Source organism: Kitasatospora sp. NPDC002965 (genome assembly GCF_040611255.1).
Taxonomy (GTDB): Bacteria; Actinomycetota; Actinomycetes; order Streptomycetales; family Streptomycetaceae; genus Kitasatospora.
In genome coordinates this window covers 44,100-55,909 of sequence record NZ_JBEXNT010000052.1, presented here as the reverse complement: position 1 = coordinate 55,909, position 11,810 = coordinate 44,100, and the positions used below count along the sequence as shown (strand labels likewise).

Annotated in this window: 10 protein-coding genes; 6 read left to right on the top strand and 4 right to left on the bottom strand. The window is 74.7% G+C overall.

The features are described 5' to 3' along the window. Positions 1-39: 39 nt before the first annotated feature. Together ABZY91_RS21070 and ABZY91_RS21065 are read right to left on the bottom strand one after the other, a co-directional pair. Entirely contained in the window at positions 40-2,310 is a 2,271-nt protein-coding gene (locus ABZY91_RS21070; protein ID WP_329881931.1) for a SpoIIE family protein phosphatase, read from the bottom strand. A gap of 261 nt (positions 2,311-2,571) precedes the next feature. After that, the gene (locus ABZY91_RS21065) at positions 2,572-3,015 is read right to left on the bottom strand and encodes an ATP-binding protein (RefSeq protein ID WP_355404332.1); all 444 of its coding nucleotides are present in this window, start codon (positions 3,013-3,015) and stop codon (positions 2,572-2,574) included. A 564-nt stretch (positions 3,016-3,579) separates the two neighbouring features. Between ABZY91_RS21065 and ABZY91_RS21060 the strand changes: the two genes are divergently transcribed. From ABZY91_RS21060 to ABZY91_RS21045, 4 genes are all read left to right on the top strand, one after another. Beyond that, positions 3,580-4,290 carry an urease subunit gamma gene (locus ABZY91_RS21060; protein WP_355404330.1) on the top strand — a complete coding sequence of 237 codons (711 nt, stop codon included), beginning with the start codon at positions 3,580-3,582 and terminating at the stop codon, positions 4,288-4,290. A 5-nt stretch (positions 4,291-4,295) separates the two neighbouring features. Then, complete coding sequence (locus ABZY91_RS21055) at positions 4,296-6,008, top strand: urease subunit alpha (RefSeq protein ID WP_355404335.1); 1,713 nt, start codon at positions 4,296-4,298, stop codon at positions 6,006-6,008. Between the two features lie 65 nt (positions 6,009-6,073). Beyond that, positions 6,074-7,117 (top strand): agmatine deiminase family protein, encoded by a 1,044-nt coding sequence (locus ABZY91_RS21050; protein WP_355404328.1) that lies wholly within the window; start codon positions 6,074-6,076, stop codon positions 7,115-7,117. Between the two features lie 337 nt (positions 7,118-7,454). Beyond that, positions 7,455-7,958, top strand: a complete 504-nt coding sequence (locus ABZY91_RS21045) for an FxLYD domain-containing protein (protein WP_355404327.1) — start codon at positions 7,455-7,457, stop codon at positions 7,956-7,958. Positions 7,959-8,120: 162 nt separating this feature from the next. On the opposite strand, the gene ABZY91_RS21040 is transcribed toward ABZY91_RS21045, so the two are convergent. After that, positions 8,121-8,345 carry a hypothetical protein gene (locus ABZY91_RS21040; protein ID WP_355404325.1) on the bottom strand — a complete coding sequence of 75 codons (225 nt, stop codon included), beginning with the start codon at positions 8,343-8,345 and terminating at the stop codon, positions 8,121-8,123. 175 nt (positions 8,346-8,520) lie between these two features. Here ABZY91_RS21040 and ABZY91_RS21035 point away from each other — a divergent pair, with 175 nt between their 5' ends. Next, positions 8,521-9,129, top strand: a complete 609-nt coding sequence (locus tag ABZY91_RS21035) for a TetR family transcriptional regulator C-terminal domain-containing protein (protein ID WP_329952142.1) — start codon at positions 8,521-8,523, stop codon at positions 9,127-9,129. Positions 9,130-9,169: 40 nt separating this feature from the next. Here ABZY91_RS21035 and ABZY91_RS21030 read toward each other — a convergent pair whose 3' ends face one another. Beyond that, entirely contained in the window at positions 9,170-10,936 is a 1,767-nt protein-coding gene (locus ABZY91_RS21030) for a hypothetical protein (protein ID WP_355404324.1), read from the bottom strand. Between the two features lie 282 nt (positions 10,937-11,218). Here ABZY91_RS21030 and ABZY91_RS21025 point away from each other — a divergent pair, with 282 nt between their 5' ends. Continuing rightward, on the top strand, positions 11,219-11,770 hold the full coding sequence (locus ABZY91_RS21025; protein WP_355404322.1) for a hypothetical protein: 552 nt from the start codon (positions 11,219-11,221) through the stop codon (positions 11,768-11,770). Positions 11,771-11,810: the final 40 nt, after the last annotated feature.

Below are 11,810 nucleotides of genomic sequence, written 5' to 3'. Positions count from 1 at the left end.
CGCCGCCGGGCGCAGGCCCGCCGCCGGCCCGGCCGCCGGTCAGCCCGCCGTCGCCCCGGCGGCGGCGGTCGCCGTCGCCGTGATCTCGAACCACATCCGCTTGCCCGACCCCCGGGGCTCCACGCCCCAGCCGTCGGCCAGCGCCTCGACCAGCATCAGCCCGCGCCCCGAGGAGGCCTGCTCGCCCGGCGTACGGCGGGTCGGCCAGAGGTCCGACTCGTCCTCGACCTCGACCCGCAGCCTGGCCCGGCCGCCGTCCGCCGCCGGCTCCCGGTAGAGCCGGGCGGTGAACATCGCGTCGCGGTCGGTGTGCCGGATCGCGTTGGTGACCAGCTCGGAGGTGAGCAGCTCGGCGGTGTCGATCAGCTCGGCCACTCCCCAGCGGCGCAGCGCGTCGCGCAGCTCGGCGCGGACCTCGGAGATCCGGGCGAGGTCCGCCTGCCCGATCCGGCGGCGCAGCTGCTGCGCGGCCAGGCCGCCCTCGGGGCCGTCCCAGCGCAGCAGCAGAAGCGCTATGTCGTCCTCGCGCTCGCTGGAGTCGGCGGCCTGGGAGGCGATCCGGTCGGCCAGGACCTCCAGCGGGTCGCGGCCGGCCCGCGCGGGGTCGGCGAGCGGTTCGGCGAGCACCGCGGTGAGCCGGGCCACGCCCTCGTCGAGGTCCATGCCGCGTGACTCGACCAGTCCGTCGGTACAGAGCAGCACGGTCTCGCCCGGGTCGAGGCTGAACCGGGTGACCCGGTACTCCTCGTCCGGGGCGATGCCCAGCGGCAGTCCGCCGGCCACCGGAACGCTGGTCGCGGTGCCGTCCGCGCGCCGGACCACCGGGTCGAGGTGGCCGGCCCGGACGGCGTAGACGACGCCGTAGTCGACGTTGACCTCGGCATAGGTGCAGGTGGCGAAGTGGTCGGTGTCGAGGTCGGCGAGGAACCGGGAGGCCCGGGCCATCACCGCGGCGGGCGGGTGGCCCTCGGCGGCGTAGGCGCGCAGCGCGATCCGCAGCTGGCCCATGATGCCGGCCGCGTGCACGTCGTGGCCCTGGACGTCGCCGATCACCAGGCCGACGTGGCCGCCGGGCAGGGGGACGACGTCGTACCAGTCGCCGCCGATCTGCAGGCCGGAGCCGGCCGCCAGGTAGCGGACGGCGGTGGTGACGCCGGGCACCGAGGGGACGGTGCGCGGGAGCATGACCCGCTGGAGGCCGGCCGCCAGCTCGTGCTCGGCGTCGTGCAGCCGGGCCCGGGCCAGGGACTGGGCGACCAGCCCGCCGAGGGTGGAGAGCAGGGTGCGCTCGTCCGCGTCCAGCTGGCGGTCGTCGTCGAAGCTGACCACGCAGACGCCGATCGCCCGGCCGCTGGCCACCAGCGGCAGGAAGGCCCAGGAGCTGCGGCTGGTCCGCCGGGTCTGTTCCCAGACCTCCGGGTAGCGCTCGCGGTACTCCTCGCGACTGGCGCAGAAGACCGGCGAGCGGTTGCGCAGGGACTCGGCGGCCGGGTGGGTCTGCGGCAGCACCGAGCGGTCGTAGCCGGCGAGCTCCTCGGCCCGGTAGCCGGAGGCGCCGAGGATCTGCACCCGGCCGGCCTCGAAGGCGGCGAGCACCAGGCCGTCCGGCGGGAGGCCGGGCAGCGGCAGTTCGGTGAAGACCCGGGCGACGTCGCGGACGGTGACGGCCTCGGAGAGGGCGCGGGCGGCCTCCTTGATGAAGCGGGAGCGCTCCTCGCGCAGCAGGGCCATCCGGTCGGCGCGGTCGCGTTTGTGCAGCTCGACGGTGGCGTCCCAGACGAAGCCGACCATCCGGGAGGCGCGGCCGAAGGCGTCGGCGAGGACGCGGCCGCGGAACCGGACGGCCCGCATGGTGCCGCTGGGGCCGACCGTGCGGTAGTAGGCGCCGCACTGGCCCAGCTCGGCGACGGCGCGCTCGACGCGGCGGCGCACCACGGGGGCGTCCTCGGGGTGGAGCAGGGCCAGGAAGGAGGCGGAGGTGCGGTCGAACCGGCTCTTGTCCGCCGTGTCCAGGCCGACGATCGTGCAGGCCCGCTGGTCGCCCTCCAGGACGTCGCGGCGGATGTCCCAGTCGAAGGAGCCGATGCCGTTGGCGGCCATCGCCGGTTCCAGCCAGTCCGGCGTGGAGTCGCTCTGGACGACCGGCAGGCCACCGGAGAGCATCGGCGCGAGGCGGCCGGCGGCCAGGCCGGGAGCTGTGCGCAGCGCGTGCCGCCGGGCCGCCTGGGCGGGGGGTCTGGTCCGGCCCGACCCGGTCGTGGACGAGCCGGACGGGAGGGCCGGCCCCGGTGACTCGGGCTCTGTGGGCATGCTGCTCCTGCCGCTGCCGTGGCGGACCGCGCCGACCGTCCGGACGGGCCGCATGGCGGTGTGATGGGTGGTGCTCGGTGGCTCGGTGCCGACGGGCGACGGTCAGTCGAGGTGAGAATTCCCCGCCGCTCCTCGCACGTGGACACACATTCCCACCATCCTGGCCAATGTTCGGCCCAGCGGCAATGGCAACGGGCCGGAAATCTTGGCATTGCCCTTCACTTCAGGGCATCGTTCGACAGCGAACAGTGTTCGGCCGCGTCAGGCCACGGCCGAGGCCAGCTCGAACCAGGTGACTTTGCCGTCCCCTCTCAGCTGAACGCCCCAGGAATCGGCCAGCGCCTCGACCAGCACCAGCCCTCGCCCCGAGGTGGCGTACTCGGCCTCCGGGTCGCGACGGCGACCGGGCAGCCGGGCGGCGGCGTCCTGGACCTCGATCCGCAGCCGCAGGTCGGCGGTCAGCACCGCGTCGAAGACGGCGCCCTGACTGGTGTGCTGCAGTGCGTTGGTGACCAGCTCGGAGGAGAGCAGCTCGGCCGTGTCGGCCAGCTCCGGCACCCCCCAGTGCCCGAGGGCCGCACGCAGCCGTCGGCGGACCGCGCCGACGGCGACCAGGTCTGCCGCCTCCACCGCCACGTGGAGCCGGCGGTGCAGCGCACACCCCGGCGCCGGTACGCCCTGCAGCGCGGCGCCGGCCGCGCCCACCGAACCGGCACCTGCCGGGCCGGTGCCCGCCGGGGTCGCCGTACCGCTGTGACCCGTGGGCCGGAAGGCGCCCCCCGAACCCGTCCGCTGTCGCGGGAATCGCGACTGACCGTCCATCACTCCTGCCCCCGCCCTCGCTCCGGGCCCCCGGGCCGGATCCCCCGCCGGTCGGGTGGCCCCGTGGTTCTGACCACCCATCCTCATGCCCACCTTTCGGCATTTGGAACAGTGCACGGGCGATCACCTGGGGTGAAAGGGGCACGGGGCTTTCTGCGTGATCCAACTGGCCGCACCGGACAGGTTTGCGAAGCATACGGTCCGCTTTCGAGGCCCGCCGCCCGGCCGCGTCGGCGACACGCCGGGCCCGATGGCGGCTCCCGGCGAGCCGAACGCCGCCCGAGCGGCAACGCTGGACAGGGTGGCCGGGTCCGGGTTCAATGACCCGGGATGTTTGAACGGCGTTCTAACTTCCCTCCGGAACCACGTTCACCAGCTCCCCCAGGAACCCCGGCCCCACCGCCCACCGCCCCACCCACCCTCCCCGGCGACCGCGAGCGAGGAACCGTGCGACTGACCCCCACCGAGCGGGACCGGCTGCTGATCTTCACAGCAGCCGAGCTGGCCCGCGCCCGCCGTGCCAGAGGCCTGCGCCTCAACATCCCCGAGGCCACCGCGCTGATCGCGGACACCGTCTGCGAGGCAGCCCGCGACGGCCGGCGCCTGGCCGAGGCCGTCGAGGCCGGCCGCTCGGTCCTCGGCGCCGACGACGTCCTGCCCGGCGTGCCCGACGTGGTCACCGTGGTCCAGGTCGAGGCGGTCTTCGACGACGGCACCCGTCTCGCCGTGGTCAACGACCCGTTCCGGGGCGCCGGCTCGCTCGGCGACGAGGCCCCCGGCGGCACGCTGGCCGGCGACGGCGCGGGCTACGACCCGGTCGAGGAGACCGTCGTCCTGCCCGTCCACAACACCTCCGGGGTGCCGATCTCGGTCACCTCGCACTTCCACTTCTTCGAGGCCAACCCCCGGCTGGCCTTCGACCGGGCCGCCGCCTACGGCACCCACCTCGCGGTGCCGGCGGGCTCCTCGGTCCGCTTCGACCCGGGCGCCACCGTCGAGGTCGGCCTCGTCCCGATCGGCGGCGGCCGGGTCGCGATCGGCTTCGCGGGCCTGGTCGACGGCCCGCTGGACGCGCCCGGCGCCAAGGAGGCCGCGCTGGCCAAGGCCCGCGCCACCGGATACCTGACCGGCTTCGACGACGCGGAGGTCGAGTCGTGACCGCCATCACCCCGCACGACTACATCGCCGTCCACGGCCCCCGCGCAGGGGACCGGGTCCGGCTCGGGGACTCCGGCCTGATCGTCCGGGTCGAGTCCGACTCGCAGGCGCCGGGCGACGAGTTCCTGGCCGGCTTCGGCAAGACCGCCCGCGACGGCCTGCACCTCAAGCCCGCCGCCGTCCGCGACACCTGCGACGTGGTGATCAGCAACGTCCTGGTGATCGACGCGGTCCAGGGCATCCGGAAGACCTCGATCGGCCTGATCGGCGGCCGGATCGCCTCGATCGGCCGGGCCGGCAACCCGGACACCCTCGACGGCGTCGACGTGGTCGTCGGGACGGGGACGACGATCGTCTCGGGTGAGGGCATGATCGCCACCGCGGGTGCCATCGACACCCACGTGCACCTGCTCTCGCCGCGGATCATGGAGGCCTCGCTCGCCTCCGGCGTCACCACCGTCATCGGCCAGGAGTTCGGCCCGGTCTGGGGAGTGGGCGTCAACTCGCCCTGGGCCCTGCGGCACGCCTTCAACGCCTTCGACGCCTGGCCGGTCAACATCGGCTTCCTCGGCCGCGGCTCCTCCTCCGACCCGGCCCCCCTGATCGAGGCCCTCGCCGAGGGCGGCGCCTCCGGCTTCAAGGTCCACGAGGACATGGGCGCCCACACCCGCGCCCTGGACACCGCCCTGCGCGTCGCCGAGGAGTACGACGTCCAGGTCGCGCTGCACACCGACGGCCTCAACGAGTGCCTCTCCGTCGAGGACACCCTCAGGGTCCTCGACGGCCGCACCATCCACGCCTTCCACATCGAGGGCTGCGGCGGCGGACACGTCCCCAACGTGCTCAAGATGGCCGGCGTCCCCAACGTCATCGGCTCCTCCACCAACCCGACCCTCCCCTTCGGCCGCGACGCCCTCGGCGAGCACTTCGGCATGATCGTCTCCGCCCACGACCTCAAGGTCGACCTCCCCGGCGACGCCGCCATGGCCCGCGACCGCATCCGCGCCGGCACCATGGGCGCCGAGGACGTCCTGCACGACCTCGGCGTCATCGGCATCACCTCCTCCGACGCGCAGGGCATGGGCCGCGCCGGCGAGACCGTCCGCCGCACCTTCGCCATGGCCGGCAAGATGAAGGCCGAGCTCGGCCCCCTCGACGGCACCGGCTCCTACGGCACCACCGAGGGCGGCGACGACAACGAACGCGTCCTGCGCTACATCGCCAAGCTCACCGTCAACCCCGCCATCGCCCACGGCCTGGCCCACGAGGTCGGTTCCATCGAGATCGGCAAGCTCGCCGACATCGTCCTCTGGCGCCCCGACCACTTCGGGGCCAAGCCCCAGCTCGTCCTCAAGGCCGGCTTCCCCGCCTACGGCGTCGTCGGCGACCCCAACGCCTCCACCGACCGCTGCGAACCCCTCGTCCTCGGGCCCCAGTTCGGCGCCCACGGCGCCACCGCCGCCGACCTCTCCGTCGCCTTCGTCTCCCAGGCCGCCGCCGACGGCGCCTACCTCGACAAGGCCGCCGACGGCCTGCCCACCCGACGCCGACGCGTCGGCGTCCGCAACACCCGCGGCATCGGTCCGCGCGACATGGTCCGCAACGCCAGGATCGGCCGCGTCGACGTCACCGAGACCGGCCTGGTGTCGCTCGACGGCTCCCCGCTGCGCTCCGAGCCCGCCGACAGCGTCTCGCTCAGCCGCCTCTACTTCCTCTGACCGACCTCCGACCCGACTCCCCCTCCCCCCGGCCACCCTCACCCGCCCCGCAAGGAAACACGACGATGACCACCCCCACCCCCGCCTCGCTCGGCTACCGGATGCCCGCCGAGTGGCACCCGCACGACCGCACCTGGATGGCGTTCCCCACCGACAACCCGACCTTCGACACCCCCGAGCACCTGCACGCGGCGCGCGAGGCCTGGGCCGCGGTCGCCAACACCGTCGTCCGGTACGAGCCGGTCACCCTGGTCGTCAACACGGGCGGGACGGCGGAGGCGCGCAAGTACGTCGCCGAGGAGGTCGAGATCGTCGAGCGCCCGCTGGACGACGCCTGGATGCGCGACATCGGCCCGTCCTTCCTGATCGACGGCAAGGGCGGCCTGGCCGCCGCCGACTGGATCTTCAACGGCTGGGGCGCCCAGTCCTGGGCCCGCTGGGAGAACGACCAGCACGTCGCCGAGCACATCGGCGAACTGACCGGCGTCCGGCGGTTCGCCTCGCGGCTCATCAACGAGGGCGGCGGCATCCACGTCGACGGCGAGGGCACCGTCCTGGTCACCGAGACCGTCCAACTCGGCGAGGGCCGCAACGCCGACTGGACGAAGGAGGAGGTCGAGGCCGAGCTGCACGCCTTCCTCGGCACCACCAAGGCGATCTGGCTGCCGCGCGGACTCACCCGCGACTACGACGAGTTCGGCACCCGCGGCCACATCGACATCGTCGCCGCCTTCGTCCGCCCGGGCGTCGTCGTCGCCCACGTCCAGCCCGACCCGTCGCACCCCGACCACGAGGTGTGCCGGGAGCTGGTGGCGATCCTGCGCGCCGCCACGGACGCCCGGGGCCGACAGCTGGAGGTCATCGAACTGCCCGCCCCCACCGTCCTGTCGGACGAGGACGGCGAGCCGGTGGACTACTCGTACATCAACCACTACGTCGCCAACGGCGTCGTCGTGCTCTGCGCCTTCGACGACCCGCGCGACCAGGAGGCCGCCGCCGTCCTCGGCGCGGCCTACCCCGGCCGCACGGTCGAACTGGTCGACGCCCGCGAGATCTTCGCCAACGGCGGCGGCATCCACTGCATCACCCAGCAGCAGCCGACGGCGTGACGCTCCATCAGGTCGACACCGTGACAGGCCGGGGCGTCACATCGCCACGGCGGACGCCGGCGGGACGAGGTCGCAGCCCCCTGCCGTGGCCTCCTCCCGGCCCCTCCCGCTAGATCACGAAAGAGCCGGGGTCGGACCGTCGCGCAACGGTCCGACCCCGGCGGCCCCGAAGCAGGACGTTTCGGCACGACCGGCGGATCGACACCGGGGCAACTCACGGGCCGGGAAGGCCATTTACCGTTTCCAGTTTGGTCACAGCTCCGTCACACCACGTCGCGGTCCCGGTGCGCGCCGATACGGTCCCCTCACCACGACCCGCCGTGTCCCAGGGGGACCCATGCGCCGCACCACCCTCGCCATCACCGCCGTCAGCCTCGCCGTCCTCGGCCTGGCCGCGTGCGACCCCAGCATCACCACCAGCACGCCGACCGGCCCCGCCGTCGAGGCCACCACCACCGGAGCACCCCCCGCCCCGGGCACCCCCGCACCCACGCTGCCCGCCGCAGTGCCGACCCTGCCCACCGCCGTGCCGACCCTGCCCGCAGCACCCGGCAACGCCGACGCCACAGGCGACGTCGAACTCACCTCCTGCGACGTCGACGCCACCTTGCACTGGCCGTCCGCGCAGCTCAAGGTCACCAATCGCAGCAGCAAGAGCAGCAACTACATGATCCAGGTCGAGTTCGTCGACGCGGCCGGTACGCGTATCGGCGAAGGCCTGGCCGCCACCAACAACCTCGCCGCCGGCCAGGCCGCCACCCTCAAGGCGCAAGGCGCGGTCGAGACCAAGGGCAAGATCAGCTGCAAGGTCACCAACGTCACCCGGTACGCCTCGCTCTGATCCCCGGACGCGATCGAGCCCCCGCCGGCCGCGGCCGAGCGGGGGCCTGCCTTTCCCGGCCGCCCTCCACGGGTACCGCTCCGCAGCCGACGCGTCGCGCCGGGCACCTTGGGCCGGCGCGCGCGTCCGCCGTCGGCACCAGGGCCTTGGGCGGTGGGGCGGCTACCGGTGGTACCTCCCGATGTCGTCGGTGGTGAGCCCGTGCGTGCTGTGTATCGCGATCGAGCTGTAGGAGGAGCGGAGGGCCCGCAGCTGGGCGAGCCGCTCCTGCTCGGCGAGCAGGCCGTCGAGGTTCTCGGTGGGACGGCTGTGACGGCGGTGAAGGTGGAGCGACAGTCCGGTCACGATCACCGCGAGCCCCGCGAACAGGGCGATCAGTGTGGCCATGGGCATCCCCTCCGATCGGGATGGTCCTGTTGATCGGCGTAGTTGGTACGTACCCGCAGGAGTGCGGGCCGAACCGGCCCTCGTCCCCCTCCGTGGCCTCCCGGACACGGCCGGTATCGTGGTGGCCTCCCGCGGGTCTCCCGTGCCGCCCCCAGGTTCCAGAGGAGCAGGACAGATGGCGGACGCCCGCCCCCGCCGACCGGCACGCCCCCGCGAGGAGGTCTTCGCCACCGCACGGGCCGCCATCGCCGAACACGGGCTGGCCAAGCTCACCATGGCCGGCCTCGGCAGGGAGCTGCGGATGAGCGCCGGCCACCTGCTCTACTACTTCGGCAGCAAGGACCAGCTCCTGCTGGAGACCCTCCGCTGGAGCGAGGACCAGCTCGGCGCCCGCCGCCGGGACCTGCTCGCCGACGGCGGCCGGGACGTCCGTGCACGGCTCTCCGGGTACACGGCGCTCTACCTGCCCGAGGGCCCGGGCGACCCGCGCTGGATCCTCTGGGTCGAGGTGTGGGGCCGCTCCCCCGCAGGCGAGGAACTGCGCCGGGGACAGCTGGAGATCGAGGCCCCCTGGCAGGCCGACCTCGTCGCCCTGATCGAGGAGGGCACCGCCGCCGGCCGCTTCGCCCCCGGCGACGCCGCGGAGCGTGCCAGCCAGATCCGCGCCCTGCTCGACGGCCTCGCCGTCCCGCTCGCCCTCGGGCTCCCCGGCGCCCTCCGCCCCCGCGCCCTCCACCTCGCCGAATCCGCCTGCGGCACCCTGCTGGGCACGACGCCCGCCTGAGCGGGGCGAGCGCCGGAAGCCGGGCCGGGACGGTCCGCGCCTACTCCGTCCAGACCGCGGCGGCGGTGCGGTCGTCGGCGTAGCCCTTGGCGCGGACCTGGACCTGGCGCAGGAAGTCCACCGTGCCCGGCGGGTGCGGGTGCGCCCAGTGCGAGGCCAGGAAGTGCGCGACCGCCGGCTCGTCGGCGATCGGCCGCGCCAGACCCGGGGTGCAGAGCAGCAGGATGTCGCCGGGCGTCGCCGGAACCATCCGGAAGCGGAACGGGCGCGCACCCGGCACCTGTCCCTCGGGCACCGGCGGCTGACCGTCCGGGTGGTGCAGCAGGCGCGCCGCGTACGCGTCGATCCAGTGCCCCGAACGCAACAGGTACAGCCCGCCCGGGCCGACCCCGAACGCCGCGCGGTAGCCCGCCGCCGGGTCGAGCGAGACCAGCAGGCAGTGCAGCGACACGGGGGACGGTTCGGCCTCCCCGTCCGGGCCGGTCGCGGAGGCCGGGTCAGCAGCAGGGTCCGAAGCCGGGTCCGCAGCCGGGTCCGGGTCCGGGACGAGTGCGCGCAGCGGGGCGGACGCGCCGGTGGCGAGCCGCTGGAGGCCGTACCGGAGCCGGTCCCGGGCGCCGTCGCGCAGGTCGGCGGCGAGGCCCGTCCGGCTGCGCCCGATCGAGGTGGCGAGCTGACGGCAGGCCTCGGCGGCGGCGACGGCGACCTCCTCCGCCGCCGGACCACCGGCCGGGCCTGCCCGGTCGAAGCCGCCGAGCACGGCGAGCAGCAGGCCGTCGGTCCCCTCGCCGAAGCGGGTCACCAGCAGGGCGTCGCGCCGCGGCTCGCCGCGGTAGCGGGCCGAGTCTCCGCGGACGGAGGTGGCGCGCAGGGTGGTGGTGGCGTACTGGGCGCCCTCCAGCACGGTGTCGGCGACGACGGAACCCAGCGCGCCCGGGTCCGCCTCCGGCACGGCGGTCGGCTCGGGCCCGTACGTGGGCGGCCGCTCGCCGACGTGCGGGACGGCGGGCGCGGTGCCGGGCCGGCCTGCCCGCACGGCGGGACGCGGCGCGGGGGCGGGGGCGGGCGCGGCGGCGGTGGGGGTAGCGGCAGGAGCCTGCTCGGGCGCGGGGTCCGGCTCGGGCCGCTCGGCGACGGCCGGCACCGATTCGGTCACCGGCACCGGCACCGGCACAGAGGCGGGGACCGGTTCCTCGACGGCGGCCGGTTCCGGCCGGGGCCGGGGCTCCGGCACGCGGGCGGCCTCCGGCTTCGGCTCCGGCTCCGGTTTCCGCAGGTCGGGCCGCTCCGCGGCGGGCTCCGGCTCCGACGCCTGCTCCGGCGCCTGCTCCGGCGGCGTGGCCGGGCGCTGTTCCGGTGCCGGTGCCCGTTCCGGTGCCGGTGCCGATGCCCCCGGGCTCTTCACGGGCCCGTCGTCCGCCCAGGGCGGGGCGGGGAAGCGGTGCGTCTCTCCGGGGTCCGAGGGCTGCGGGCTGATCACGCCGACCGCCGTGTCGAACCAGTCGTCGATGCTGTCCCGCTCCAGCACCTGGGTGTCGACCACCGGATCGGCCCCGACCGCCGCCTCAGGGCCAGGACCGGGTTCAGGTTCAGGTTCGGGCTCGGGCTCGGGCTGCGTGGCCGCGTCCTCCCCGCTCCGCTGGTGCCCGATCAACCCGGCCGCCGTCTCGAACCAGTCGTCGACGCTGCCCTCACCCGGCGTCGCGTCCGGAGTGTCGGGGAGGGTGCCCGCCGGGCCCGCGTAGACCGTGTCCCACCAGCCGTCGTCCGGCCGGGGCTGCTGCGCGGGTGCACCCTGCTTGGTCATCTGGCGGCTCCTGGTCGCTCCGTGATCGCGCCGCCCCCGGGCGGGCCGGGCTCGACGACATTGTCTCCAAGGGCAACGACGCTGTCCGGGTTTCGACGACAACCGCGCACACATCGACCGATATCGATCACCGGATTCGCCGTCCGTTTCGTTTCCGTTCCTCCCGTGCTCGCCCGAACCGCCCCGACCAGGGTGTTTCCGGTGGATTCCGGCCCGTCGGCCACCGAAAGTGAGAACCCGGGAGGGGACTCGCTTCACTCGTTCGGCTGATTAAATGTGCGCATGACCGCGTCGGCCCCCAGCACACCCCGACCGTGGAGGACCGCACTCGCGGGTCGCCCGGTCGGCGCGCTGTGGATCCTGCTGCTCGCCGGACTGCTGACGGCGCTCCCGTGCGCGGGCCACGCCAGGGCGGTCACGACCGAGCGGCCGGAAGCACCGGCGGCAGCCCCGGCCGGCCCCCTGATCGGCCCGCCGACCGGTTTCCGGGACGCACCGGCCGCCACCCCGGCGCCCGATCACGGACACCGCACCACCACCACCGGCCCGGCCACCACGCCGCAGACCGTCGGCGACCGCGTCCACGCGGAGAGCCACCGGCACTGGACGTGGTGCTCGGTCGACGGTGATCCGCCGCATCGCGACAACGGCTGCTCCGGTCACCCGTACTGCGCCCAGGACGCCCAGCTCCCCAACCCGCCGCCGCACCCGCAACCTGCGGCGGCACCCCTGACGGAGGCTCCCGAGGCACTGCCCCGGGTGGTGCCCGCCGGGCTGCTGGTCGGCCCGCACCCCGCGCCCGACCTGCACGAACTCCAAGTACACCGGTCCTGAGCGGAACCCGCCGCCGGCCCTCCCGTGCCACCCGCCCGCG